This window comes from Pseudomonas subflava (assembly GCF_023823685.1).
Lineage (GTDB): Bacteria > Pseudomonadota > Gammaproteobacteria > Pseudomonadales > Pseudomonadaceae > Aquipseudomonas > Aquipseudomonas subflava.
Window position 1 is genome coordinate 26,515 of the sequence record NZ_JAMXBF010000019.1, and the last position, 25,265, is coordinate 51,779.

General features: G+C 68.2%; 27 protein-coding genes. 13 read left to right on the top strand and 14 right to left on the bottom strand.

All coding sequences use genetic code 11. The features are described 5' to 3' along the window. Positions 1 to 3: 3 nt before the first annotated feature. Entirely contained in the window at positions 4 to 846 is an 843-nt protein-coding gene (fghA, locus tag NF616_RS20865) for an S-formylglutathione hydrolase (protein ID WP_252275690.1), read from the bottom strand. Positions 847 to 948: 102 nt separating this feature from the next. Then, complete coding sequence (locus NF616_RS20870) at positions 949 to 2,061, bottom strand: S-(hydroxymethyl)glutathione dehydrogenase/class III alcohol dehydrogenase (protein WP_252275691.1); 1,113 nt, start codon at positions 2,059 to 2,061, stop codon at positions 949 to 951. 103 nt (positions 2,062 to 2,164) lie between these two features. Between NF616_RS20870 and NF616_RS20875 the strand changes: the two genes are divergently transcribed. Further along, entirely contained in the window at positions 2,165 to 3,073 is a 909-nt protein-coding gene (locus NF616_RS20875) for a LysR substrate-binding domain-containing protein (protein WP_252275692.1), read from the top strand. A gap of 55 nt (positions 3,074 to 3,128) precedes the next feature. Here NF616_RS20875 and NF616_RS20880 read toward each other — a convergent pair whose 3' ends face one another. From NF616_RS20880 to NF616_RS20890, 3 genes are read right to left on the bottom strand one after another with little or no spacing between them, the layout of a single operon-like run. Beyond that, entirely contained in the window at positions 3,129 to 3,746 is a 618-nt protein-coding gene (locus NF616_RS20880) for an SOS response-associated peptidase (protein ID WP_252275693.1), read from the bottom strand. A 25-nt stretch (positions 3,747 to 3,771) separates the two neighbouring features. Then, on the bottom strand, positions 3,772 to 4,032 hold the full coding sequence (locus NF616_RS20885) for a putative signal transducing protein (protein WP_252275694.1): 261 nt from the start codon (positions 4,030 to 4,032) through the stop codon (positions 3,772 to 3,774). After that, on the bottom strand, positions 4,032 to 4,214 hold the full coding sequence (locus tag NF616_RS20890; RefSeq protein WP_252275695.1) for a CPXCG motif-containing cysteine-rich protein: 183 nt from the start codon (positions 4,212 to 4,214) through the stop codon (positions 4,032 to 4,034). Before NF616_RS20890 ends, NF616_RS20885 begins: the two co-directional genes overlap by 1 nt. An 83-nt stretch (positions 4,215 to 4,297) precedes the next feature. On the opposite strand from NF616_RS20890, the gene NF616_RS20895 reads away from it, so the two are divergent. Beyond that, a complete protein-coding gene (locus NF616_RS20895; RefSeq protein WP_252275696.1) occupies positions 4,298 to 5,464 on the top strand; it encodes a 1-acyl-sn-glycerol-3-phosphate acyltransferase in 1,167 nt (388 codons plus the stop codon). A gap of 62 nt (positions 5,465 to 5,526) precedes the next feature. Here NF616_RS20895 and NF616_RS20900 read toward each other — a convergent pair whose 3' ends face one another. Continuing rightward, positions 5,527 to 5,805: a hypothetical protein gene (locus NF616_RS20900; protein WP_252275697.1), complete on the bottom strand. Its 279-nt coding sequence runs from the start codon at positions 5,803 to 5,805 to the stop codon at positions 5,527 to 5,529. A gap of 329 nt (positions 5,806 to 6,134) precedes the next feature. On the opposite strand from NF616_RS20900, the gene NF616_RS20905 reads away from it, so the two are divergent. Then, on the top strand, positions 6,135 to 6,341 hold the full coding sequence (locus NF616_RS20905; RefSeq protein WP_252275698.1) for a hypothetical protein: 207 nt from the start codon (positions 6,135 to 6,137) through the stop codon (positions 6,339 to 6,341). Between the two features lie 55 nt (positions 6,342 to 6,396). Here NF616_RS20905 and NF616_RS20910 read toward each other — a convergent pair whose 3' ends face one another. After that, positions 6,397 to 6,984 carry a YajG family lipoprotein gene (locus tag NF616_RS20910; RefSeq protein WP_252275699.1) on the bottom strand — a complete coding sequence of 196 codons (588 nt, stop codon included), beginning with the start codon at positions 6,982 to 6,984 and terminating at the stop codon, positions 6,397 to 6,399. A 158-nt stretch (positions 6,985 to 7,142) separates the two neighbouring features. Here NF616_RS20910 and NF616_RS20915 point away from each other — a divergent pair, with 158 nt between their 5' ends. Next, positions 7,143 to 7,373, top strand: a complete 231-nt coding sequence (locus tag NF616_RS20915) for a hypothetical protein (RefSeq protein ID WP_252275700.1) — start codon at positions 7,143 to 7,145, stop codon at positions 7,371 to 7,373. Positions 7,374 to 7,427: 54 nt separating this feature from the next. Here NF616_RS20915 and mqo read toward each other — a convergent pair whose 3' ends face one another. The 4 genes from mqo to NF616_RS20935 all read right to left on the bottom strand — a co-directional run bounded on the left by mqo (position 7,428) and on the right by NF616_RS20935 (position 10,723). Further along, a complete protein-coding gene (gene mqo / locus NF616_RS20920; RefSeq protein WP_252275701.1) occupies positions 7,428 to 8,912 on the bottom strand; it encodes a malate dehydrogenase (quinone) in 1,485 nt (494 codons plus the stop codon). 370 nt (positions 8,913 to 9,282) lie between these two features. Then, positions 9,283 to 9,570, bottom strand: a complete 288-nt coding sequence (locus tag NF616_RS20925) for a PA4642 family protein (RefSeq protein WP_252275702.1) — start codon at positions 9,568 to 9,570, stop codon at positions 9,283 to 9,285. A gap of 109 nt (positions 9,571 to 9,679) precedes the next feature. Next, positions 9,680 to 10,165 carry a WbuC family cupin fold metalloprotein gene (locus NF616_RS20930; protein WP_252275703.1) on the bottom strand — a complete coding sequence of 162 codons (486 nt, stop codon included), beginning with the start codon at positions 10,163 to 10,165 and terminating at the stop codon, positions 9,680 to 9,682. Continuing rightward, positions 10,166 to 10,723: a hypoxanthine-guanine phosphoribosyltransferase gene (locus NF616_RS20935; RefSeq protein ID WP_252275704.1), complete on the bottom strand. Its 558-nt coding sequence runs from the start codon at positions 10,721 to 10,723 to the stop codon at positions 10,166 to 10,168. Positions 10,724 to 10,999: 276 nt separating this feature from the next. Between NF616_RS20935 and upp the strand changes: the two genes are divergently transcribed. The 3 genes from upp to NF616_RS20950 all read left to right on the top strand — a co-directional run bounded on the left by upp (position 11,000) and on the right by NF616_RS20950 (position 14,558). Next, positions 11,000 to 11,638, top strand: a complete 639-nt coding sequence (upp, locus tag NF616_RS20940) for a uracil phosphoribosyltransferase (protein WP_252275705.1) — start codon at positions 11,000 to 11,002, stop codon at positions 11,636 to 11,638. A gap of 2 nt (positions 11,639 to 11,640) precedes the next feature. Continuing rightward, positions 11,641 to 12,903 (top strand): uracil-xanthine permease family protein, encoded by a 1,263-nt coding sequence (locus NF616_RS20945; RefSeq protein WP_252275706.1) that lies wholly within the window; start codon positions 11,641 to 11,643, stop codon positions 12,901 to 12,903. 167 nt (positions 12,904 to 13,070) lie between these two features. Beyond that, complete coding sequence (locus tag NF616_RS20950; RefSeq protein WP_252275707.1) at positions 13,071 to 14,558, top strand: flavin-containing monooxygenase; 1,488 nt, start codon at positions 13,071 to 13,073, stop codon at positions 14,556 to 14,558. Here NF616_RS20950 and NF616_RS20955 read toward each other — a convergent pair. Then, positions 14,555 to 15,619: an SMP-30/gluconolactonase/LRE family protein gene (locus tag NF616_RS20955; protein ID WP_252275708.1), complete on the bottom strand. Its 1,065-nt coding sequence runs from the start codon at positions 15,617 to 15,619 to the stop codon at positions 14,555 to 14,557. The two genes, NF616_RS20950 and NF616_RS20955, sit on opposite strands and share 4 nt — an antisense overlap. A 207-nt stretch (positions 15,620 to 15,826) precedes the next feature. Between NF616_RS20955 and NF616_RS20960 the strand changes: the two genes are divergently transcribed. Together NF616_RS20960 and NF616_RS20965 are read left to right on the top strand one after the other, a co-directional pair. Beyond that, entirely contained in the window at positions 15,827 to 16,747 is a 921-nt protein-coding gene (locus NF616_RS20960; RefSeq protein WP_252275709.1) for an aldo/keto reductase, read from the top strand. 2 nt (positions 16,748 to 16,749) lie between these two features. Further along, on the top strand, positions 16,750 to 18,042 hold the full coding sequence (locus NF616_RS20965) for an NTP/NDP exchange transporter (RefSeq protein ID WP_252275710.1): 1,293 nt from the start codon (positions 16,750 to 16,752) through the stop codon (positions 18,040 to 18,042). Here NF616_RS20965 and NF616_RS20970 read toward each other — a convergent pair. Both NF616_RS20970 and NF616_RS20975 read right to left on the bottom strand, forming a co-directional pair. After that, positions 18,039 to 18,542 carry a hypothetical protein gene (locus tag NF616_RS20970; protein ID WP_252275711.1) on the bottom strand — a complete coding sequence of 168 codons (504 nt, stop codon included), beginning with the start codon at positions 18,540 to 18,542 and terminating at the stop codon, positions 18,039 to 18,041. The two genes, NF616_RS20965 and NF616_RS20970, sit on opposite strands and share 4 nt — an antisense overlap. A gap of 279 nt (positions 18,543 to 18,821) precedes the next feature. Beyond that, positions 18,822 to 19,721: a LysR family transcriptional regulator gene (locus NF616_RS20975; RefSeq protein WP_252275712.1), complete on the bottom strand. Its 900-nt coding sequence runs from the start codon at positions 19,719 to 19,721 to the stop codon at positions 18,822 to 18,824. Between the two features lie 95 nt (positions 19,722 to 19,816). Here NF616_RS20975 and NF616_RS20980 point away from each other — a divergent pair, with 95 nt between their 5' ends. The 4 genes from NF616_RS20980 (at position 19,817) to NF616_RS20995 (ending at position 25,133) form a co-directional block, all read left to right on the top strand. Beyond that, complete coding sequence (locus tag NF616_RS20980; RefSeq protein ID WP_252275713.1) at positions 19,817 to 21,055, top strand: 3-hydroxyacyl-CoA dehydrogenase; 1,239 nt, start codon at positions 19,817 to 19,819, stop codon at positions 21,053 to 21,055. Beyond that, positions 21,052 to 22,842 (top strand): acyl-CoA dehydrogenase C-terminal domain-containing protein, encoded by a 1,791-nt coding sequence (locus NF616_RS20985; RefSeq protein ID WP_252275714.1) that lies wholly within the window; start codon positions 21,052 to 21,054, stop codon positions 22,840 to 22,842. The genes NF616_RS20980 and NF616_RS20985 overlap by 4 nt, the downstream gene beginning before the upstream one ends. A gap of 116 nt (positions 22,843 to 22,958) precedes the next feature. Next, a complete protein-coding gene (locus tag NF616_RS20990; protein ID WP_252275715.1) occupies positions 22,959 to 23,951 on the top strand; it encodes a CE1 family esterase in 993 nt (330 codons plus the stop codon). Between the two features lie 18 nt (positions 23,952 to 23,969). After that, positions 23,970 to 25,133 (top strand): iron-containing alcohol dehydrogenase, encoded by a 1,164-nt coding sequence (locus NF616_RS20995; protein WP_252275716.1) that lies wholly within the window; start codon positions 23,970 to 23,972, stop codon positions 25,131 to 25,133. Positions 25,134 to 25,265: the final 132 nt, after the last annotated feature.

Consider the following 25,265-nt stretch of genomic DNA (forward strand, 5'->3'; position numbering starts at 1 on the left):
CGATCAGCTCAGCGCCGCCGCGTGATGGCGCAGGTGATCGTCGATGAAGCTGGCGATGAAGTAGTAGCTGTGGTCATAGCCCGGTTGCATGCGCAGGGTCAGCGGATGCTCGGCAGCCTGGGCCGCGGCCTGCAGGGCCTGGGGCTTGAGCTGGACCTCAAGGAAGTCGTCACGATCACCCTGGTCCACCAGGATCGGCAGCTTCTCAGTGGCCTCGGCCAGCAACGCGCAGGCATCCCACTCGCGCCAGCGCGAACGGTCGTCGCCCAGGTAGTGAGAGAACGCCTTCTCACCCCAGGGGCAGTTGAGCGGGTTGGTGATTGGCGAGAAAGCCGAGACTGACTGGTAACGCCCCGGATTCTTCAGCGCGCAGATCAGCGCACCGTGGCCGCCCATGGAGTGGCCGGCGATGCCGCGCTTGTCGCTGACCGGGAAGTTGGCCTCGATCAGCGCCGGCAGCTCCTGCACCACGTAGTCATACATGCGGTAGTGACGCGCCCAGGGCTCCTGGGTGGCGTTGAGGTAGAAGCCGGCACCGAGGCCGAAGTCCCAGGCCTTGTTGGCGTCATCCGGCACGCCTTCGCCACGCGGGCTGGTGTCCGGGGCGACGATGATCAGGCCGAGCTCGGCCGCCAGCTTCTGCGCGCCGGCCTTCTGCATGAAGTTCTCGTCGGTGCAGGTGAGGCCGCTCAGCCAGTACAGCACCGGCAGTTTGGCGCCCTGCTCCGCCTGCGGCGGCAGGTACACGGCGAACACCATGTCGCAGTTGAGCGCGGTGGAGCGGTGGCGGTAGCGCTTGTGCCAGCCGCCACAGCTCTTGTTGCTGGAAACGATTTCGAGGGTCATGAGCCAGTTCCGTAGGGTGCGCCATGCGCACCAGTGGAGTTTCGGTGCGCATGGCGCACCCTACGCGAAAACCGCGAAGCCATGAGGCCTCGCGACTCGGCATCAGTAGTGAATGACGGTGCGGATGCTCTTGCCTTCGTGCATCAGGTCGAAGGCGGTATTGATCTCGTCCAGGCCCATGGTGTGGGTGATGAAGGTATCCAGCGGAATCTCGCCGGTCTGCGACTTCTCCACGTAGCTCGGCAGCTCGGTACGGCCCTTGACGCCGCCGAACGCCGAACCACGCCAGACGCGCCCGGTAACCAGCTGGAACGGACGGGTGCTGATTTCCTGGCCGGCACCGGCCACGCCGATGATCACGCTCTCGCCCCAGCCCTTGTGCGCGCACTCCAGCGCCGCGCGCATCAGCTGCACGTTACCAACACACTCGAAGCTGTAGTCGACGCCGCCATCGGTCATCTCGACGATGACGTCCTGGATCGGCTTGGCGTGATCCTTCGGATTGACGAAGTCGGTCGCGCCCAGCTCGCGGGCCACGTCGAACTTGGCCGGGTTGATGTCGATGGCGATGATGCGCGAGGCCTTGGCCATCTTCGCGCCGATGATCGCCGCCAGGCCGATGCCGCCCAGGCCGAAGATGGCCACGGTGGCGCCCTCTTCCACCTTGGCGGTGTTGAGCACGGCGCCGATGCCGGTGGTGACGCCGCAGCCGAGCAGGCAGACCTTTTCCAGCGGCGCCTCTTTCGGGATCACCGCCAGGGAGACTTCCGGCAGCACGGTGTACTCGGAGAAGGTCGAGCAACCCATGTAGTGGTAGATCGGCTCGCCGTTGTAGCTGAAGCGTGAGGTGCCGTCCGGCATCAGGCCCTTGCCCTGGGTGGCGCGCACCGAGCTGCACAGATTGGTCTTGCCGGATTTGCAGAATTTGCACTCGCGGCATTCGGCTGTGTACAGCGGGATCACGTGGTCGCCGACTTGCACCGAGGTCACGCCCTCGCCCACCGCCTCGACGATGCCGCCACCCTCGTGACCCAGGATCGACGGGAACACGCCCTCGGAGTCGGCACCGGACAGGGTGTAGGCGTCGGTGTGGCAGACGCCGGTGGCGACGATGCGCACCAGCACTTCGCCGGCCTTCGGCGGAGCAACGTCCACTTCGACGATCTTGAGCGGCTGGTTGGGGCCGAACGCGACGGCAGCACGGGACTTGATCATGGACGTTCTCCGGTGGGTGAAAAGTGCCGAGAGTGTAGACCTCGGCCTTTTTCTGGATAATCCGGGCAATCAGCAAAACATTATTGCCAACCAGGGATAATCGATGAGCAACTGGGAAGGCCTGGACGAGTTCGTCGCGGTGGCCGAATGCGGCCGTTTCGCCGCCGCCGCGCAGCGTTTAGGACTATCGACCTCGCAGGTCAGCCGCCAGGTGGCGCGCCTCGAGGAACGCCTGCAGACCCGTCTGTTCTACCGCAGCACGCGCAAGGTGACGCTGACCGAAGCCGGGCAGACCTTCCTGCAGCACTGCCAGCGCCTGCAGGACGCCCGCGAGGAAGCCCTGCGCGCCATCGGCGACCTCAACGACGAGCCCAAGGGGCTGCTTCGCATGACCTGCGCGGTGGCCTACGGCGAGCGCTTCATCGTGCCGCTGGTCAACGAGTTCATGGCGCGCCATCCGCAGCTACGGGTAGAGATCGAGCTGAGCAACCAGACCCTCGACCTGCTGCACAGCAGCATCGACCTGGCCATCCGCCTCGGCCGCCTGCAGGACTCGCGGCTGGTCGCCACCCGCCTGGCACCGAGGGTCATGCACCTGTGCGCGGCGCCCGCCTACCTGGAGCACTACGGCCGGCCGCACTCGCTGTCCGAGCTGGGCCGGCACAACTGCCTGGTCGGCAGCAGCGATCAATGGAGCTTCCAGCAGGACGGTCGCGAGCTGAGCCAACGGGTACAGGGCAACTGGCGCTGCAACAGCGGCGAGGCGGTGCTCGACGCCGCCCTGCGCGGCTTCGGCCTGTGCCAGCTGCCGGACTACTACGTGCAACCACACCTGCGCAGCGGCGCGCTGGTCGACCTGCTGCCGCAACAGCGCCCGCCGCACACCGCCGTATGGGCGCTGTACCCGCAGCAGCGCCACCTCTCGCCCAAGGTGCGCCTATTGGTGGAGCTATTGAAGGAAGGCCTGGCCCAGCGCCCGGAGTACCGCGAAGCAATCACCCCCACCCCGTAGGGTGGACTCAGGAGCGAAGCGACAGTCCACATTCACTCCTAGGTGACGATCCCACTCACCCCGGAGTAAGGCACTCCGGCCCCTCGAAGGCAGGATCATTGATCAGCGTACTCAGCACCCGCTCGCGCAGCGGCGGCTGCGGCGCCGCCAGCACGGCCTGCAGTTGCTCCACCGAGCTTTGCGGGTCGAGCCAGACGCGGGTAGCGGCCTGATCCAGCACAACGGGCCGGCGCAGATAGCTGGCCGGCGCGGTGATCATCGCCACGCTCAGGTAGGTCTGCCCCGCCGTCGGATAGGCTTCCCACAGGCCGGCGAAATACAGCAGGCCTTCGCTGCTCATCCAGTACGGTCGCTTGCGATTGGCCTGGCCGCGCCACTCGTAGAAGCCGTTGGCCGGCAGCAGGCAACGGCGCTGGCGAAAGGCCTCGCGAAACATCGGCTGTTCGGCCAGGGTCTCGGCCCGGGCATGGGCCGGCGCCTTGCCGAAGTCGTCGAGCCAGGCCGGGGTCAGCCCCCAGCGCCCCGCCGCCACCAGCAGTTCGGCTTCTGGCTGATGAATGAACAGCACCTGAGCGCCGGGCGACAGGTTCCAGCGCTGCGCAAAGCCTTCGGGAAAGCCGGGCAGACCGGCAATGGCCTGGGGCCAACGGAACAGGGCGTAGCGTCCACTCATGGGAAAAGGGGTATCCGGCAAACACTCAGCAGAGCAGCACGCCGGGGCAGCCGTCGGGCTCCTCGCCCGGCAACGGGGCGGCGGCATTGTACCCGGCGATCAACCGCCGCGCGTGCTCGGCGTCCTCGTCGTCCACCACCAGCGCCAGCAGCCCCAGGGCCGGCAACTCGCCCATCGCGCCCAGCAGATGGCGCCCCACCAGGTGCGCCTCCACGCCCTCGCTGGCCAGCATGCTCAACAGCAGCTCGGCCTCCAGCAGGTCCTGCGGCTCGTAGATGCGCTGCATCAATCGTCCTCCCGACGCACATCCAGCGACCATTGCTCGCCATCGGTACGCAATTCGAACAGGATCGGCCGGCAGCACACCGGGCAGTCCTCGACGTATTCCTGATCACCCGCCGAGAGGTCGAGTAGCGCCTCGGCCTGCTCCCAGCAGTAGGGGCACTGGTACAGCTGTGTTTCCAGCATCGCGGCCTCCGTGTGACTTGCCGTTATAATCGCCGGTCTATTGCTGGCCCGATGGGCATTCCGAGCAGCCTAACCACGAGAACATGATGGGCGAATTCGATTCCATCCGACCCTACGCCGACCACGAAGTCCCCGCCGTACTGGCGCGTCTGTTGAGCGACGACACCTTCCTCGGCACCCTGACCCATTTCCGTTTCCCGCGCCTGGCCGGGCCTTTCGGTTGGCTGCTCAAACCTCTTATAGCCCATCGCCTGCGTCGCGAGACGGCCGGCATCGCTTCGGTGGATGCCCTGCAGGCGCGCATCGAGCCCTATATCGACCGCACCGTGGAGCGCGCCACCGATGGCATCACCTTCTCCGGGCTGGACCGGCTGAAGGCCGGCGCGCCCTACCTGTTTCTGGCCAACCACCGCGATATCGTGATGGACCCGGCCTTCGTCAACTACGCGGTGTTCCATGCCGAGCTGCCGACCCCGCGCATCGCTATCGGCGACAACCTGTTGCAACGCCCCTTCGTCAGCGACCTGATGCGCCTGAACAAGAGTTTCATCGTGCACCGCAACGTCGCCGGGCGGCGCGAGAAGCTGGCGGCGTTCCAGCTGCTGTCGGCCTACATCAACCACTCGATCCGCGAGGAAGGCCAGTCGATCTGGATAGCCCAGGCCGAAGGCCGGGCCAAGGACGGCGACGACCGCACCGACTCGGCGATCCTCAAGATGTTCCACATGAGCCGCAAGGACGAGCCCTTCGCCGAGGCTCTGGCGGCGCTGAATCTGGTACCGGTGTCGATCAGCTACGAGTACGACCCCTGCGACCAGGCCAAGGCCCGCGAGCTGCAGATCCGCGCCAGCACCGGCAGCTACGAGAAGGCGCCGGGCGAAGACGACGCCAGCATCGCCCTGGGCATCACCGGCTACAAGGGCCGCGTGCACGTGCACTTCGGCGAGCCGGTGCGCGAGGGCTTCGAGGACGCCAAGCAGCTGGCGGCGCTGATGGACCGGCACATCCTCGGCGGCTATCGACTGTTCCCGGTACACCTGCTGGCCTACGCCCAGTGGGACGAGCGCGACCTCGAGCTGCAGGTACCGAACGCCGAGCAGCTGTTCCCCGCCGCCGAAGTTGCCGCCGCCCGCACCGAGTGGCAGCGCCGCCTGGACACCTGCCCTGCCGAGCAACGCCCCTGGCTGATCCGCCAATACGCAACACCGGTGCGCAACCAGTACCGGGTCAAGGCCGGCCTGCCGCTCTGAGGGTGGCTGAATGCAAAACGGCAGCCCTAGGGCTGCCGTTTTCGTTTGTGCCCGAAGCGCCGTCAGAGACCGGTGCTGAACCAGGACAACAGCAGCGCGGCGGCCAGGGTGGCCGCACCGAAGCCATAGAAGAAGCGGTTGATGCGCTGGGTGCGCTCGTCCAGCAGGCTGGCCTCGGCGTCCAGCTCGGCATCGGCGGCCAGGCGCGCGCTGGCGCGTTGTTCGCGCAGACGGGTGGCGAGCAGCAGCCAGCTGCCGGCGAGGGCGAAGAACAGCGCCAGGCCGTTGATTACTTGCGGGGAGTGGTTGGAGAACAGGTTCCAGAGGTACTGCAGGGACACGCGAATCACCTCGGCAGCCAGGGCTGCACCAACAACGGGAAAAGAAGGCACCAATGCCAGGCGCGGGCTCATAAGCACACGAACTGCGGAGCGTCGGGGCGCTTGCCAGCGCACCAGAATCGGGCGGCGGCGCCGAGGCGGCCGGCCGATAGCGGGCGGCAGTCTACTGAAAAGCTCCGGGTTATGAATTCCCTTCCGACGAACGTCGCGCAGTAATCACGAATCCGTATAAACACGGTCACTTTCCTGGCCTAGGGTTTGATTCTCCTTGAGTGACTCGCCAGTCACTCGCAGTGACGGAGCTTCATTCCACCCGCGGAGGAACCGCCATGCTCAACCCGCAACCCCTGGATCGTGACTACCTGATCGACTCGCTGGACGAGGTCGAGGCCGTGATCGACGAGCTGTCCTTCAACGTGCAGGACTATCACTGGCTGGTGTACTGCGCGATGGGAGGCCACGAACACTACGACCTGCCCGACGTCGACGACCGCACCGGATTCAGCCTGCCGGAGCTCTACGCCGAAGCGGCGTGAGCCCGAAACAAAAAAGCCCGGCAATGCCGGGCTTTTTCTTGCCTGCCTGCAGCGCTTATTGCTGGCCGAGCATCTGGCCGATGGTCGGGTCCTTGAAGGCGCGGGTCAGGGCATCGCTCAGGACGTCGGAAACCAGCTTGGTGTTGGTCTCCTGGTTCGGCGCCATGCCGAAGCGCTGGTTCAGCGAGGCACCATAGCGGCCGGTGTAGCGGCGCGAGCTGTTCTGCACCTCGGCACGGATACTGGCACTGATGTCAGCCTCGGTGACGTAGGTGCCTTCCTTGGGCGACTGGTACTTCAGGTCGGCCAGGGTCAGGGTCAGCTGCGGGGCGTTGTAGGCGTTCGGACTCGGAGTGAAGCCGAGCAGGCGTACCGCCGCCTCGGCCTCGGCCTGCAGGCGCGGCAGGACGTCCTTACCCTCGACGCTGATGTTGCTGGTCTCCGGATAGAGGCCGCCACGGGTGCCGAGTACCGGCGACTGGCGGCCGTCCACCACGCGCACCACCACCGGCTGCCCTTGGCCGACCGGGGTCAGCGAGGCGGTGAGCTTGGGCTGCGGGCGCAACTGTTGCGGGCTGTGGGCGCAGCCGACCATGGCAACGCCGAACGCGGCTAGCAGACCGAACAGCAGGTGTTTCTTCATGGGGCGATCTCCGAAAGCGTGACTGCGGAAGGCCGGCAGTATACCCAGCGCTCCGCTCAGTGTCCTTGTTCTGACCCTGTCGCCACGGGCACGGTTCCTGTCATCACCCTGTCACCCCGGCATGCGATAAGGCTCGGACCCTGGAGGATGTTGCAATGATGAGTCTGTGGTCCCTGTTCACCCCGCGCGCCCGGATGCGCCGCTTCGCCCTGCTGGATGCCAAGGGCACCTGCCGCGCCCTGCGCGAATGCCGTGAAGTGCCGGCCGAGCAGGGTTGGGTCGAGGTTCGCGAGCTGCGCAACCACTGGCTCGGCCAGCCGCTGCCGGAAGATGCCCGGCTCGAATCGCGCGCCTCGCGAGGCCGGCGCGGATCGGCGCTGGCCGCCTGAACGGCGGATACGAAAAAGCCGCCCGAGGGCGGCTTTTTCATCGCGCGTCGACCATCAGGCCAGCTGCAGGGCCTTGGCGCTTTGCTCCGCCACCGAGCGGTACAGCGCGGCGTCGTCTTCCAGCGCCTTCTCGCGGGCCGGGAAGATCTGCTGCAGCTTGTCCGCCCACTCGCCCTTGGTCTTGTCGGCGAAGCAGCGCTCGATCAGGTTGAGCATGATCGACACGGTGACCGAGGCGCCCGGCGAGGCGCCCAGCAGCGCGGCGATGGAGCCGTCGGCGGCGGCCACCAGTTCGGTACCGAACTGCAGGATGCCGCCCTTCTTGGCGTCCTTCTTGATGATCTGCACGCGCTGGCCGGCGATCTCCAGACGCCAGTCCTCGGCCTTGGCCTCGGGGTAGAACTTGCGCAGGGATTCCAGGCGCTGTTCCGGCGACTGCAGCACTTCCTTGATCAGGTAGCGGGTCAGGTCCATGTTGTCGCGGGCCACGGCCAGCATCGGGCCGATGTTGCTCGGGCGCACCGACAGCGGCAGGTCGAGGAACGAGCCGTACTTGAGGAACTTGGTGGTGAAGCCCGCGTAGGGGCCGAACAGCAGCGAGGTCTTGCCATCCACCACGCGGGTATCCAGGTGCGGCACGGACATGGGCGGCGCGCCCACTTCGGCCTGGCTGTAGACCTTGGCCTGGTGCTGCTTGACCACGTCGGGGTTGTCGCAGCGCAGCCACTGGCCGCTCACCGGGAAGCCGCCGAAGCCCTTGCCTTCCGGGATGCCGGACATCTGCAGCAGCGGCAGCGCGCCACCGCCGGCGCCGAGGAAGACGAACTTGGCCTTGATCTGGCGCTGCTCGCCGCTCTTGGTGTTCTTCACCTGGGCGGTCCAGCCGTCGCCACTGCGCTCGAGGCCGGTGACCTTCTGGCTGTAGCTGACATTGACGCCGCCCTGGACGGCGAGGAACTGCAGCAGCTGGTTGGTCAGGGCACCGAAGTTGACGTCGGTGCCATTGCCGGCGCGGGTCGCGGCGATGCGCTCGTTGCCATCGCGGCCCTGCATCATCAGCGGCATCCACTCGGCCATCACCGCCTTGTCTTCGGTGTACTCCATGTTCTCGAAGGCATGGTGCTGGCTGAGCAGCTCATGGCGCTTCTTGAGGAAGCCGATGTCCTTGTCGCCACGCACGAAGCTCATGTGCGGCACCGGATTGATGAAGTTGCGCGCGGAACCGAAGCCGTCCTTGCCGGCCAGGTGCGACCAGAACTGCTTGGAGACCTCGAACTGGGCGTTGATCTGCACGGCCTTCTTGATCTCGATCGAGCCGTCCGCCGCCTGCGGCGTGTAGTTCAGCTCACAGAGGCCGGCGTGGCCGGTACCCGCGTTGTTCCACGGGTTGGAGCTCTCGATCGCGCCGGAGGAGCGCAGCTCGGCGATCTCCAGCTTGAGGCCCGGGTCCAGCTCCTTGAGCAGCACCGCCAGGGTCGCACTCATGATGCCTGCACCGACCAGCAGCACATCCACCGTTTCGTGATTGACTTGCGTCATTAACGCTTCTCCAAGATCTGCAGTACCAAACCGCTGACATCGGCCTTTTGAGCCGCGCATCGGCGTCTAATCACTGACAGCCAGACGGGTGTCTGGAGCTTCGGAGGGCTGGCATCGTGGCCGATGAATTGGCCTGACAGACACCGAGCAACCTCGTCCGGCACGTGCCGCCTGTGGGCGATCCGTGCGTTCAATTCTTTCACTCGCCGCGCTGCCGGAACCGCTCTGCACCGGGCTCCGGCCCGACTCGCAGAGGCCTCCGAGGCCCAGGAGCCGGGGAGTTTTCGGCGCGCACAATACCACTAATGCCGCTGACTCAGTCGCAAAAAATGCACGAACCCGGTCGGACGGTCACTTTTCCGACGACGCCTCAGGCTTTCGCCGCGTTCACCGCCTCAACATAGGGCTCGGCCTGGCGCTGGTCCTGGATCAGGGCGACGAAGTCATGGCCCTGGGCATCCTTGGCGTCCAGGTCGTAGCCGGCCTGCTTGAAGAAGGTCAGGAAGCGTTCGAAGTCGTCGATGCGCAGGCCGCGGTAGGCCTTGACCAGCTTGTGCAGGGACGGCGGGGTGTCGTCGGCCGGCTCGACCTCGAGGAACAGCTTGATCGAGTCGTCGCTGATCTCTTCGCCAATCACCTGTTTCTTGTCTTTACGCATCACGCACTCCAGCTCGCAGCGGACTTCAACGGGGCCGGCAGTGTACCCCCGCCCAGGCCGACGCTCAACGCGACTAAAGAGCAGAAACGCAACGCCTCGCGGGCCGCAACTAGACCCGCCGGTCGGCGAAATGCGCGCGCATCCAGGCCAGGTAGTCGGCGACGCCGGCCTCGCCCTCGCGTGGCGCCCAGGCGGCCTGTTCGGCCTCGACCGGCGGGCGGTAGGGTCCGGCCTTGCACTCGAAGAGGATGCTGTCCGGCGCCAGCACCACCAGCGCATGGAACTGGCCGGGTGCGAGGTCCACGCCGAGGCAGTCGCCACCGGCCTCGAGCAGGCGGGTGGCCTGCACGGCGCCGTCGTCGTCGAACAGCAGCAGGCCGATGCGGCCCTGCAGCACCAGCAGGGCCTCGGCCTTGTCGGCGCAGAGGTGGCGATGGGGAGGGATATAGGTATCGGGCTGCAGCCCCACCGCCAGGCGGTGGCAGGGCTCGCTCATCTCATGCAGGTTGTGGTGGGCGCGCCGGCGCGGGGCCTCGGCCGCCTTGCCCGCCAGTGCGGCGAACAGGGCGCGGTCGAGGAAGACCGGCCCGCGCACTTACAGTCCCTTGACGGCGTAGATGCCCGCGGCGTTGCGCCAGTAGCCCTTGTAGTCCATGCCGTAGCCGAAGATGAAGCGGTCTTCGCAGGACAGGCCGACGTAGTCCGCCTTCAGGTCCGGGCGGGCCTTGCGGTCGTGGTCCTTGTCGATCAGCACGGCGGTGTGCACGTTGCTGGCGCCGGCGTGCTTGCAGAACTCGATGATGGCCGACAGGGTGTGCCCCTCGTCGAGGATGTCGTCGATGATCAGCACTTCGCGGTCGATGAAGGAGATCTCCGGCTTGGCCTTCCAGAACAGCTCGCCGCCGGTGGTCTCGCTGCGGTAGCGGGTGGCGTGCAGGTAGGACAGTTCCAGCGGGAAGTCCAGCTTGGTCAGCAGCTTGCCGGCGAAGATCAGGCCGCCGTTCATCACGCAGAACACCACCGGGTTGCGCTCGGCCAGCTCGGCGCAGATGGCGGCGCCGACCTGCTCGATGGCGGTCTCGACCTGGGCTTCGGTGAACAGGCAGTCGGCTTCGGCCATGACTTGGCGGATGTGGGCGAGATCGGCAGGCATGGCAGGCTCCGGGATAGGGTGAAAAAGGGGCTGGCTGAGAAATTGCCGGGAGCAATTTCCAACGTCGCTCCAGCGACGGCCCGAAGGGTGACCGCCAAGGATGGTAGGTCATAAAAAATGGCCGGCAAAGGTACTCAGATGAACCGCGGAGGGCAAGCCCGGGGCCAGATTTTCTGACCGCTTGCTCAGGCAACCCGGTAAACTGCGCGGCTTCTAGCCGAAGCACCCTCTGCATTACTCTAGCCAGCATTCACTTCCCGCCCCGGAGAACCTCGCATGCCCATCCGTGAGATCCGCCACCCGCTGATCCGCCACAAGATCGGTCTGATGCGCCGCGCCGACATCAGCACCAAGAACTTCCGCGAACTGGCCCAGGAAGTGGGCGCCCTGCTGACCTACGAGGCGACCAACGACCTGCCGCTGGAGCACTACGAGATCGAGGGTTGGGCCGGGCCGGTGCAGGTAGAGAAGATCGCCGGCAAGAAGATCACCGTGGTGCCGATCCTGCGCGCCGGCATCGGCATGCTCGACGGTGTGCTCAGCCTGATCCCGGGGGCCAAGGTCAGCGCCGTGGGCGTCGCCCGCAACGAGGAGACCCTGCAGGCCCACACCTACCTGGAGAAGCTGGCGCCGGAGATCGACGAACGCCTGGCGCTGATCATCGACCCGATGCTGGCCACCGGCGGCTCCATGGTCGCCACCATCGACCTGCTGAAGAAGGCCGGCTGCAAGGAAATCCGCGCCATGGTGCTGGTCGCCGCGCCGGAAGGCATCAATACCGTGGCCGACGCTCATCCGGACGTGACTATCTATACCGCGTCCGTCGACCAGCGCCTGAACGAACACGGCTACATCATTCCCGGCCTCGGCGACGCCGGCGACAAGATCTTCGGCACCAAGCAGAAGGACGCCTGAGCATGAGCGAGTACAACGACCCGCTGCCGCGGCAGATCCTTTCGGGCGCGCAGATGCTGTTCGTCGCCTTCGGCGCGCTGGTGCTGATGCCGCTGATCACCGGCATGGACCCGAACGTGGCGCTGTTCACCGCCGGCGTCGGCACCCTGCTGTTCCAGCTGGCCACCGGGCGCCAGGTGCCGGTGTTCCTGGCCTCGAGCTTCGCCTTCATCGCGCCGATCATCGCCGCCAAGGGTGAGTTCGGCATGCCCGCGGTGCTCGGCGGCGTGGTCGCCGCCGGCTTCGTCTACATGCTTCTCGGCCTGGCCGTGAAGCTGAAGGGCCCGGGCTTCATCGACCGCATCCTGCCGCCGGTGGTGATCGGCCCGGTGGTGATCTCCATCGGCCTGGCCCTGTCGCCGGTGGCGGTGAACATGGCCATGGGCAAGACCGGCGACGCCGCCGCGCAACTGGTGCCCTACCAGACCGCCATGATCATCTCCATGTCCGCGCTGGTCACCACCGTGCTGGTGGCCGTGCTCGGTCGCGGCCTGTTCCGCCTGGTGCCGATCCTCTCCGGCATCGCCGTCGGCTGCCTGCTCTCGGCCTTCTTCGGCGTGATCGACACCACCGGCATCGCCGCCGCGGCCTGGCTGGAAATGCCCAAGTTCATGGCACCCGAATTCCACCTCGGCGCCATCCTGTACATGGTGCCGGTGGCGCTGGCCCCGGCCATCGAGCATATCGGCGGGGTGATCGCCGTCGGCACCGTCACCGGCAAGGACTTCGTGCGCAAGCCCGGCCTGCACCGCACCCTGCTCGGCGACGGCCTGGCCACTTCGGCCGCCGGCCTGTTCGGCGGCCCGCCCAACACCACCTATGCCGAGGTCACCGGCGCGGTGATGCTGACCAAGAGCTTCAACCCCAAGGTGATGACCTGGGCGGCGATCTTCGCCATCTCCCTGGCCTTCATCGGCAAGTTCGGCGCGGCGCTGCAGGCCATCCCGGTACCGGTGATGGGTGGCATCCTCTGCCTGCTGTTCGGCTCCATCGCCGTGGTCGGCCTGAACACGCTGATCCGCCACCAGGTCGACCTGTCCGAGGCGCGCAACCTGGTGATCGTCTCGGTCACCCTGGTGTTCGGCATCGGCGGCATGGTCATCGGCGGCAAGAGCTTCGCCCTGTCCGGCATCTCCCTGTGCGCCATCAGCGCCCTGGCGCTGAACCTGCTGCTGCCGGGCGGCAACGCCTGGCGCAGGCACCCGCCGATCGATCCCGAGATCTGATCGCCCAGGCCCCGCTCGCGGGGCCTTTTCATTTCCGCCGGTCGCCCCTTTGGCGCTTTCGCCATCATCGCCGACCCCGCGTCGCGCCCGTCCGATGTCATGCTGCCTGGGCCTGCCCCACCGCCGGGTTGGCTAGGCTTGCTGCAGCCATCACACGAGGAGCCCGCATGTCCGTCGAAGACCTGGATGTCCTGATCGTTGGCGCCGGCCTGTCCGGCATCGGCGCCGCCTGCCACCTGCGCCTCGAATGCCCGGACAAGCGCCTGGCGATCCTCGAAGGGCGCGCCGCCATGGGTGGCACCTGGGACCTGTTCCGCTACCCCGGCATCCGCTCCGACTCGGACATGTACACCCTGGGCTACAGCTTCCGCCCCTGGACCGATCCGCAGTCCATCGCCGACGGCCCGTCGATCCGCCGCTACATCGAAGACACCGCGAGCGAGCATGGCGTCGACACGCTGATCCGCTACCGCCACCGGGTGCTGCGCGCCGAATGGGACAGCGCCGAGGCGCTGTGGACCCTGCACGTGTGCCGCGGCGACGAGGCCGAACCGGTGCTGCTGCGCAGCCGCATCCTGGTGCTGTGCACCGGCTACTACCGTTACGAGGCCGGCTATACCCCGGACTTTCCCGGCCGCGAGCGCTTCGCCGGCCGCTTCATCCACCCGCAGCACTGGCCGCAGGACTTCGACCCCAGCGGCAAGCGCATCCTGGTGATCGGCAGCGGCGCCACCGCTGTGACCCTGGTGCCGGCGCTGGCCGAGCAGGCCGCCAGCGTCACCATGCTCCAGCGCTCGCCGACTTACGTGATCAACCTGCCCCAGCACGATCGCCTGCTCGCGGCGCTGCGCCGGCGGCTGCCGGCCACCTGGGTCTATCGCCTGGCACGCACGCGCAACGTGGCGATCCAGATGCTCTTCTACAACCTGGCCAGGGTCTGCCCCGGCCTGGTCCGGCGCATGCTGCTCGGCCTGGCGCGGCGTCAGCTGGGCGAGGACTTCGACATGCGCCACTTCAGCCCGCACTACAACCCTTGGGACCAGCGGGTCTGCGCGGTGCCCGACGGCGACCTGTTCAAGGCACTGCGCAGCGACCGCGCCGAGGTGGTCACCGACGAGATCGAGACCTTCACCGAGCACGGCGTGCAATTGCGCTCGGGCCGCGAATTGCAGGCCGACACCATCGTCAGCGCCACCGGCCTGGAACTGCAGCTGTTCGGCGGCCTGCAACTGGTGGTCGACGGCCGCCCCTTCGTGGTGTCGGAGAGCATGGGCTACCGCGGCCTGATGCTGCGCGACCTGCCCAACGCCGCGGTGATCCTCGGCTACACCAACGCCAGCTGGACGCTCAAGGCCGACCTGTCCAGCCAGTACCTGTGCCGCCTGATCCGCCACATGGACGCGCTCGGCATGCGCCAGGTGACGCCGCGCCAGCACGGCGAGGTGGGCAAGGCGCCGTTCCTCGACCTGCAATCCGGCTACATCCACCGCGCCGCCCACCTGCTGCCCAGCCAGGGCGACCGCATGCCGTGGAAGGTCTACCAGAACTACCTGCTGGACCTGGCCATGCTGCGCCACGGCCGCCTCGAGGACGGCAGCCTGGAGTTCGGCTCGCCGCACCCCGCGCGGCGCGGCGAGATGGCGCTGACCGACTAGAGCGCAACGCGGTAGGCGCGATCGGCATCGATCTCGCCCACCCCGCCCGGCGTGCCGAGCAGCAGGTCGCTGCCCACCTGCACCACGCTGCTGAAGCTGGGCAGTTCGCTGCCCAGCGAAGCCTGCAGACTCTCCAGCACACGGCCCTCGCCGTCGAAGCGGAACACATGGGGATAGCGGCTGGGCCGCGCCAGCAGCGCCGGCGGCAGGCGCGAGGCGACCTTGCGCAGCGACGGCCAGGGCGCCAGCGCGTCGAGCACGGCCTTGCGCGGCGAAAAGAACGAGCACCAGTAGCTGCCGTCCGGGGCGACGGACAGGTCGCCGGGAAAGCCCGGCAGGTTATCCACCAGCACCTCGCGCCGCCCGGCCCGCGCGCCGCCCAGCCACAAGCGGGTGATGCGATAGGCGCCGGTTTCGGCGACCAGCAGGTAGGATTCGTCCGGGCTCAGCACCACGCCGTTGGCGAACTGCAGACCGTCCATCACCCGCTCGATGCGCCCGTCCCGGTAACGCACGAACACGCCACCGTCGCCACCGTGCTCCAGCAGCGCCCGCTTGTTGTCGGCCAGGCCCCAGCGGCTGGAAGCCTCGGTGAAGAACAGGCGGCCGTCACGGGCGACGAACACATCGTTGAGGAAGGTGAAGCGCTGCCGGGCATCGCTCTGCACCAGCACCTCGGCGCGGCCCTCGGGCGTCACCCGCCAGATCCTGGCGTTGGCCTCGTCCGCCGCGTACAGGCTGCCGTCCGGGCCGAAGTTCATGCCCACCGGGCGGCCGGCCAAACGCACGAAGGTCTGCGCCGCCTCGCCCGCGCGCCAGCGCAGGATGCGTCCGTCGCCCACGCCGCTGTAGCGTCGGCCCTCGCCGTCCACCACCACGGTGTCCGGCCCGTCCAGGCCGGACTGCTCCAGCACTGCTCCGTCCAGCCGGCCATTCGGCGCCCACACGCCCTCGGCCTCCGGCACCGGCCGCGGCTGCCAGGCCACCGGCCGCAGCGGCGTGGGCCAGAACAGCAGGTAGGCGAGCACCGCGAGCATCGCGATCAGCAGCAGCTTGCGCATGGCGATCTTCCTTATTGTCGTTGTGCCCGCAGCCTAATCCAGACCCGCTCCGGGGCGCAGGTCCGGCCGCGCCAAAGCACTGGCCTTGCCGCCCGGCAGAGGACGATAGAGGCGCCGCTGGTTTGGTTACCGGATATTGCCCCGGCACCCCATGGCCGGCCCGAGGGTCTATCACTTGCTGATCGCCAACCGCCCGGGAGACCCGCCATGACCACCCGCCGCCGCTTCATTCAGCACGCCTCCGCCCTCGCCGCGCTGGCCACCCTCGGACCGCTGTCCGGCCTGGCCCAGGCCACGGCGAGCGGCGAGCTGCTGCGCCGCAGGATTCCCGCCAGCGGCGAACTGCTGCCGGTGGTCGGCCTGGGCACATCACGCACCCACGACGTGCCGCTCGACGAGGAACACCTGGCGCCCCTGCGCGAAGTGTTCGCCACGCTGATCGAAGGCGGTGGCAGCCTGGTCGATACCGCGCCCAGCTACGGCCGCGCCGAGGCGGTGTGCGGCGAGCTGGCGGCGGACAATGTGCGGCCTCGCCTGTTCCTCGCCACCAAGGTCTCCTCCAGCGGCCGGGAAGCCGGCCGGCGGCAGATCGAGCAAAGCTTCCGCGACCTGCAGACCGAGCGCATCGACCTGATCCAGGTGCACAACCTGCAGGACACCGAGACCCAGCTGCAGCTGCTGCGCGAGCTCAAGGAACAGGGCAAGGTGCGCTACATCGGCGTGACCCACTACCTCGACTCGGCCCATGAGCGCCTGCTCGAGGTGCTGCGCCGCGAACCGGTGGACTTCGTGCAGTTCAACTACTCCATCGGCGAACGCAATGCCGAGCGCGAGCTGCTGCCCTTCTGCGCCGACAAGGGCATCGCCGTGCTGATCAACCGCCCGTTCCAACGCGCCGCGCTGTTCGACAAGGTGCGCGGCAAGCCGCTGCCGGAATGGGCCGGCGCCGAGCTGGACGCCGGTTCCTGGGCCCAGCTGATGCTCAAGTACATCCTCGCCAACCCGGCGGTGACCGCGGTGATTCCCGCCACCTCCAAGCCCCGCTACATGGCCGACAACCTGCGGGCCGGCCGCGGCCGCCTGCCGGACGAAGACCAGCGCCGACGCATCGTCGAGCTGTTCGCCTGAGCATGCGCAGACGACTGGCGCGGGCGATCAATGCCGAGGCCGGCGAACTGAATGCCGCGCTGGCCGGCTTCGCCCTGTTCTTCTGCCTGTTCTGCGGCTACTTCATGCTGCGGCCGATCCGCGAGTCGATGGGCATACAGGCCGGCGTCGAGCACCTGCAATGGCTGTTCACCGCCACCTTCGTCGCCATGCTGCTGGCGGTGCCGCTGTTCGCCTGGCTCAACTCGCAGGTGCCGCGCCGCCGGTTCGTCGACTGGGTGTTCGGCGTCTTCGCCCTCCAGCTGCTGCTGTTCGCCGGCCTGTTCGCCGGCCTCGGCGACAGCGTCTGGCTGGCGCGCGCCTTCTACGTGTGGATCTCGGTCTACAACCTGTTCGTCGTCTCGGTGGCCTGGAGCCTGATGGCCGACGTGTTCGACGCCGTCCAGGCCAGGCGGCTGTTCGCCTTCATCGCCGCCGGCGCCAGCGTCGGCGGTCTGTGTGGCCCGTTACTCAGCGCACTGCTGATCGAGGCGCTGGATGCCGCGGGGCTGACCCTGCTGGCCGCCCTGCTGCTGCTCGGCGGCCTGGCGCTCAAGCACTTCCTGATGGACTGGCGCGAAGCGGGCGGCGCCGGCCGCCCGGGCGCCGCACCCAGCGAGAACCCGCACCGCCCGGTGCCGGGCAATCCCTTCAGCGGCTTCACGCGGGTGCTCGGCTCGCCCTACCTGCTGGGCATCTCGGCGTTCGTGGTGCTGCTGGCCACGGTCAGCACCTTTCTCTATTTCGAGCAGGCGCGGCTGGTGGAGGCGCTGTTTCCCGAGCGCGACGAGCAGGTACGGGTCTTCGGCGCCATCGACTTCGTGGTGCAGGCCGGCGCGCTCGCCGCCCAGCTGTTCATCACCGGGCGGGTAGCCCAGCGCCTCGGCGTACGCGTGCTGCTCGCGGGCGTGCCGGCGCTGATGTGCGTGGGTTTTCTCGGTCTGGCGCTGGCGCCGGTGTTCGCCACGCTGGCGGCGCTGATGATCGTGCGGCGCATCGGCGAATACGCCTTCGTTCGTCCGGGGCGAGAGATGCTATTCGCGCCACTGGACGCGCAGACCAAATACAAGGCCAAGAACTTCATCGACACCGTGGTCTACCGCGGCGGCGATGCGGTCAGCGGCTGGGCCAAGAGCCTGCTCGACGCCCTGGGCCAGGGCGCCGTGCTGGTGGCGCTGGTCGGCGCCGGCTGCGCGGCGCTGTGGGCCGCGCTCGGCTGGTACCTCGGCCGGCGCGCCGACCGGGCGGAGCGCTACCCGGTCAGCACCGGGGATTAGGCGAGCAGGTTGCGGGTTTCTTCATAGGTGGCGATGGCTTCGATGGCCACCCGCGTGGTCACCTGCTGCTGCGGTCCGAAGGTGAGCTGGTTGGCCTCGAGCTGCGCCGGGGCGAGGTTCTGCGGCGCCAGCGGATCATTCAGCTCGGCCTGCTCGGCGGCCAGGGCCTGGTCATTGCGCTGGGCCTCGAGGAATCGTTCCACCTGCTGCTGACGCAGCCGATCCTCCAGCGCCTGGGTGGCTTCTTCCGCCGCCTGCTGCGCCTGTTCGGCCTGCAGTTCGCGCAACTCTTCGCGGCGCGCCTCGATCAGCGCCTGGCGCTCCTCGGCACGCTCGGCGGCCCGTTCACGAGCCAGCTCCAAGCGGTCGGTGATGCTCTGCTGCGCATCGATGCCGAGGCGGTTCTGGCTGCCCAGCGGGCCGGCAGTGGTGTCGTCGGTCTGCCGCAGCGGGCGCGTATCGTAGAGGCTGGTGCCGGTGGGGCTGATGGCGATGGGCATGGGGTTCTCCCTGGGTTTCGGCCTGGGAGTTCCAGTCTACGGCCGCATGGGCGGGCCTTTTAGGCGGATGAGGCATAAGCGCCGGGAGCAGATGATCTAGCACTTTTCCGCGGCAGAAAGGTCGCCCGCGCAGCGTCGCCGACGCTCTTCCCGCGCAATCGCCCATGGCAGAGGCACTGCAGGAAAATCCGCCGCTGCGTCTGGAAAATCCCGTCGCAGAGCCGTCGAAGCGTGACCAGCGAGACCGCAGTCGCGGTAGAACGCGACGAACGGTCGTGATCAGCCCTCGCCCAGCAGGCCGATCTGCTCGATCAGCCACTGCAACGGCATGTCGCGGCGGCGCAGATCCAGGCTGACGATCTCCAAGTGGAAGGGCCCCAGCTCGAACGGCAGCTCGAACAGCTGCAGCGGCAGCAGGTTGGCGAAGTAGCGGGCCAGGCGGGCCGGCAGCACCGCCACCAGATCACCACCGGCGGCGATGTGTGCGGCCTGCAGGTAGTTCGGCGTGGTGTAGACGATCTCGCGGCTCAGGCCGTGCTCGCCCAGCCACTGCTCGACCATGCCGCGGGTCTGGCCGCCATGCACCCAGAGGTGGCGCAGGCGCAGAAAGCCGTCCAGGGCCAGACCATCGCGCAACTGCGGATGGTCGCGGCGCGCCACCAGTTGCAGGGTCTCGCTCATCCAGCGCACGCCGGTAAAACGTGGCGGCAGCGCCTCGAAGCGGCCCAGCGCGATGTCGATCTCGCCCTTCTCCAGGGCCTCGGCGGGCAGGCGCGGCGACAGGTGACGCACGTCGATGCGGATGCCCGGCGCCTGCTCGGCCAGGCGCTCCAGCAGGCGCGGCATCAGCAGCATCTCGGCGTAGTCGGTCAGCGCGATGGTGAAGCGCTGGCGGCTGCGCGTCGGCTCGAAACGGCTGCCCTCGCCCAGGCTCTCCTCGATCTGCCGCAGCGCCGCGCGAATCGGTGCCTCCAGCTCCAGTGCCCGCGGCGTCGGCTGCATGGCGCGGCCGACGCGCACCAGCAGCGGGTCGTCGAGCAGGTCGCGCAGGCGGTTCAGCGCGTTGCTCACCGCCGGCTGACTCAGCGCCAGCCGCTCGGCGGCGCGCGAGACGTTGCGCTCTCGCAACAGGGCGTCCAGCACGCGCAGCAGGTTGAGGTCGAAGGTCAATATATTCACGAGGGGAATTCTGCTTATCACAAGTCAAAATTTCCCAAATAGTACAGCCCTCCTTAAGGTGCGTCAGTTGTGTTTTTTGTGATCGAGGGAAGGCTATGAGCAACAACTACAAGATCGAACAGGCCGCCGTGATCGGTGCCGGCACCATGGGCCGCGGCATCGTCATCAGCCTGGCCAACGCCGGCATCCCCGTGCTGTGGCTGGACAACAACCCGCAGATGGTCGAGGCCGGCCTGAAGATGGCCGAAGACACCTGGGCGCAGAACGTCGCCAAGGGTCGTATCAGCACCGGCGAGGCCAGCCTGCGCCTGGCGCGCATCCAGGCGGTGAACGACTACGCCGACCTGGCCGAGGTCGACCTGGTGATCGAGGCCGTCTACGAGAACCTCGAACTCAAGCAGGAAATCTTCCGCACCCTCGACCGCACCGTAAAGCCCGGCGCGATCCTCGCCAGCAACACCTCGGCGCTGGACATCGACGCCATCGCCGCCGTCACCGCCCGCCCGCAGGATGTGCTCGGCCTGCACTTCTTCAGCCCGGCGCACATCATGAAGCTGCTGGAGATCGTCCGCGGCGCGCACACCGCCCCGGCCGTGCTCGACGCCGCCCTGGCCCTGGGCCAGCGCATCGGCAAGGTCAGTGTGGTGGCCGGCAACTGCGACGGCTTCATCGGCAACCGCATGCTGCACACCTACGTGTTCGAGGCGCGCAGCATGCTCCTCGAGGGCGCCTATCCCTACCAGGTGGACGCGGCCCTGCAGGGCTTCGGCTTCGCCATGGGCCCGTTCCGCATGTACGACGTGGTCGGCATCGACCTGGAATGGCGCGCCCGCGAGCTGGCCGGCGAAGGCCAGGACGCGCCCCAGGTCCAGGTGGACAACCGCCTGTGCGAACTCGGCCGCTTCGGCCAGAAGTCCGGCAAAGGCTACTACACCTACGCGCCGGGCAGCCGCCAGGCCGAACACGACCCGGTGGTGGACGCGCTGGTGCAGCGCGAGGGCGAGCGCCTCGGCTATGCGCGCCGCACCGTCGGCCCCGAGGAAATCCTCGAGCGCTGCCTGCTGGCACTGGTCAACGAGGGCGCCAAGATCCTCGAAGAGAACATCGCCGCCAACGCCCATGACGTCGACCTGGTGTATCTGAACGGCTACGGCTTCCCCGCCGACAAGGGCGGGCCGATGGCCTGGGCCGATGCCCAGGGCGTGGCCTTCATCCGCGAGCGCCTGCTGCAGCTGGCCGAACGCCACGGCGCGCACTGGCGGCCGGCCGGGCTGATCGACCGCCTGGTGGCAGACGGCAAGAAATTCAGCGACGTACAGGAGGGCCGCGTATGAGCTACCAGGCCCCCCTGCGCGACATGCGCTTCGTGCTGCACGAACTGTTCGACGTCGCCGGCCACTGCGAGCGCCTGGGCAACGGCCTGGACCGCGAGCTGATCGACGGCGTGCTGGAAGAGGCCGCGGCCTTCACCGGCAACGAGATCGCCCCGCTCAACCGCAACAGCGACGAAGAAGGTTGCCGACTGGAGAACGGCCAGGTCAGCACGCCGAAAGGTTTCCGTGCCGCCTACAAGCAGTACGTCGAGAACGGCTGGGCGAGCATGACCGGCCCGGTGGACTTCGGCGGCCAGGGCTTCCCGCAGCTGGTGTCCTTCGCCTTCCACGAGATGCTGATGGGCGCCTCGCTGTCCTTCCGCGTCTACTCCGGCCTCACCGAAGGCGCCGTGTTGGCGCTGGACAAGCACGGCAGCGACGAGCTCAAGCGCGACTACCTGGGCAAGATGGTCAGCGGCGAGTGGACCGGCACCATGTGCCTGACCGAGCCCCAGGCCGGCACCGACCTGGCGCTGCTGCGCACCAAGGCCGAGCCGCAGGCCGACGGCAGCTACAAGGTCACCGGCAACAAGATCTTCATCAGCGGCGGCGAACAGGACATGTCCGAGAACATCGTCCACCTGGTGCTGGCGCGCCTGCCGGACGCCCCGGCCGGGGTCAAGGGCATCAGCCTGCTGCTGGTGCCGAAGTTCGTCGCCAATGCCGACGGCACGCCGGGCGCGGTCAACGCCCTGTCCTGCGGCGCCATCGAGCACAAGATGGGCATCAAGGGTGCCTCCACCTGCGTGATGAACTTCGACGGCGCCACCGGCTGGCTGGTCGGCGAGGCCAACCAGGGCCTGGCCTGCATGTTCACCATGATGAACGACGCGCGCTTCCAGGTCGGCCTGCAGGGCCTGGGCCTGGGCGAGGCGGCCTTCCAGGGCGCCCTGCGCTATGCCCGCGAGCGCCTGCAGTCGCGCGGTCTGACCGGCGCCGCGGCGCCGGAGAAGGCGGCCGACCCGATCATCGTGCACCCGGACGTGCGGCGCATGCTGCTGACCCAGAAGACCCTGGTCGAAGGTTGCCGCATGCTCGCCGCCTACACCGCGCGCCAGCTCGACCTGGAGCACGGGGCGGACGATGCCGCGGCCCGCAAGGCGGCGGCCAAGCGCGCCGCGCTGCTGATCCCGATCGTCAAGGCGTTCTTCACCGACATGGGCCAGGAGTCCGCCAGCCACGCCGTGCAGGTGTATGGCGGCCACGGCTTCATCCGCGAGTGGGGCATGGAGCAGCTGATGCGCGACAGCCGCATCACCCAGCTCTATGAAGGCACCAACGGCATCCAGGCGCTGGACCTGATCCGCCGCAAGCTGCTGGGCGACGGCGGAGCCGAACTCAACGCGCTGATCGACGAGTTCGCCGCCATGACCCGCGACGCCGCCGGGCAGCCGGCGCTGGCCGAGATGGCCAGCGTGGTCGAGGCGCGCCTGCAACAGTGGCGCGAGCTGGCGGCCCAGGTGATCGCCAGCAGCCAGCAGGACGCCCAGGAAATCGGCGCCACCTCGGTGGACTTCCTGCAGTACTCGGCCTATGTGTTGCTGGCCGGCTTCTGGCTGCAGGCCGCCGCTACCGCCCAGCGCGCGCTGGACGCGGGCACGGGCGAGGCGGCCTTCTACCAGGCCAAGCTGCAGAGCGCGGCGTTCTACCTGCGCCGTGTGCTGCCGCGCGCCAGCAGCCACCGCGAGGCCCTGCTGGGCGGCGCGGCGTGCCTGATGGCCATGCCGGAGGAGAGCTTCGCGTTCTGAAGAAACGGGCGGGGCAACCCCCGCTCTGTCGCATTCCGTAGGGTGCGCCGCGCGCACCACGTCCGAGCACACCCGCCTGAGCGGTACGCACGGCGCACCCTGCCCGAGAGGCACGCATGACAACGACAAGAAAAGTGCTGATTCCGTTACTCCTGCTGGTCGCCCTCCTGGCCGGCCTGTACGGCTATTACCTGTACGCACCCAAACCCGAGGTACCCGCGCTGAGCGCGGCCCTGCAGGAGGGTCGCATCGAAGTCGGCGGCATGCCGCGCGACTACGCCTACTACCTCCCCGCCGGCCTGCCGGCCGGGGCTCCGCTGCTGTTCGTGCTGCACGGCTCGCTGCAGACGCGCGATGACGCGCGCACCTTCAGCGCCTACGCATTCGAGCGCCTGGCCGACGAACACGGCTTCATCGTCGTCTACCCCCAGGGCTACGAGCGCAACTGGAACGACTGCCGCAGCACCGCCGACTACCCGGCGCGCACGCAGAACGTCGACGACGTCGGCCTGATCACCGCGCTGATCCGGCGCTTCGCGGACGAACACCGGGCCGACCCGCGCCGCGCCTTCCTCGCCGGCTACTCCAACGGTGGCCACCTGGGCCTGCGCATCGCCCTGGAGCGTCCGCAGCTGCTGGCCGGTGTCGCCGCCGTGGCGGCCAACCTGCCGACGCCCGACAATCTGGCCTGCACGGCCGTGGCCGGGGCCACGTCGGTGCTCTTCATGAACGGCACCCGCGACCCGATCAACCCCTTCAACGGCGGCCGCGTCACCCTGTTCGGCTTCGGCGACCGCGGCACCGTGCTTTCGGCCTACGAGTCGGCGCTGTTCTTCGCCGAGCGCGCCGGCTACAGCGCGGCGGACGTGCGCCGTGAGGAGGCCTGGCGCGATGCCGCCGACCCCGCCCGCCGCGTCGACCTCGACCGCTGGCAGGCCGAGGGCGGCGCCGAGGTCGCCCTGTACGGGGTGATCGGCGGCGGCCATCTGCTGCCGCAGGCCGGTTTCCGCCCGCCACGCCTGCTCGGTCCGACCCTGTCCGGCTTCGACGGCCCGCGCGCCATCTGGGACTTCTTCACCCGCCAGCGCCCGATGCCGGCGCAGCCCTGATCCTTAGGAGGCATTGCCATGCAACCCTTCAGCTTCGCCACCACCGCGCAGATCCTCTGCGAATCCGGCTCCAGCACCCGCCTCGCCGGCCTGTGCCAGGAACGCGGCGCCCAGCGCGTGATGCTGGTCACCGACCCCGGCATCACCCGCTTCGGCCTGCTCGACGGCGTGCTGCCGGGCTTCGCCGCCGCCGGCCTGGCCGTGGAAGTGTTCGACCAGGTGATCGCCGATCCACCCGAGGCCATCGTGCTCAACGCCGTGGAACGCGCCCGCACGCTGGGCGCCGACCTGGTGGTCGGTTTCGGTGGCGGCAGCTCGATGGACGTGGCCAAGCTGGTCGCCCTGCTCGCCCACCCCAACTGCCAGCAGGCGCTGAAGGACGTCTATGGCGTGGGCAACGCCCGCGGCCAGCGTCTGCCGCTGATCCAGGTGCCGACCACCGCCGGCACCGGCTCGGAGGTGACGCCAATCTCCATCGTCACCACCGGCGAAACCACCAAGATGGGTGTGGTCTCGCCGCTGCTGCTGCCAGACCTGGCGCTGCTCGATGCCGAACTGACCCTCGGCCTGCCTCCGGCGGTGACCGCCGCCACTGGCATCGACGCCATGGTCCACGCCATCGAGGCGTATACCACCAAGCTGAAGAAGAACCCGCTGTCCGACCTGCTGGCCCGCGAGGCGCTGCGCCTGCTGGCCGCCAACCTGAACGAGGCGGTGCACAACGGGCAGAACCGCGAGGCGCGCCAGGCCATGCTGCTGGGCGCCTGCCTGGCCGGCCAGGCCTTCGCCAACGCTCCGGTGGCGGCGGTGCATGCCCTGGCCTATCCGCTCGGCGGGCACTTCCACATCCCCCATGGCCTGAGCAACGCCCTGGTGCTGCCGCACGTGCTGCGCTTCAACGCGCCGGCGGCCACGCCGCTGTACGCGGAGCTGGCGCCGCTGCTGCTCGGCGAGCGTTTCCAGGGCGGCAGCGAGGAACAGCGCTGCACGGCCTTCATCGACGAACTGGCCGCGCTCAACGAGCGCTGCGGCCTGCCCAGCCGTCTGCGCGACGCCGGGGTGCCGGAGGCGATGCTGCCGACCCTGGCCAGCGACGCCATGCTCCAGCAGCGCCTGCTGGTGAACAACCCGCGCGAGGTGAGCGAGGCCGAGGCGCTGGCGATCTACCGGGCGGCGTATTGAGAGGCGCCCTCTTCCGCCGGGAGCGATGGCAGGACGGCACCACGCCGGTCGCCACCACCCTCTCCCCCGGCCCCTCCCCCGTAAACGGGAGAGGGAAGGCAACCGCGCAAGGCTTAAGCGCCGGCGCAGAGC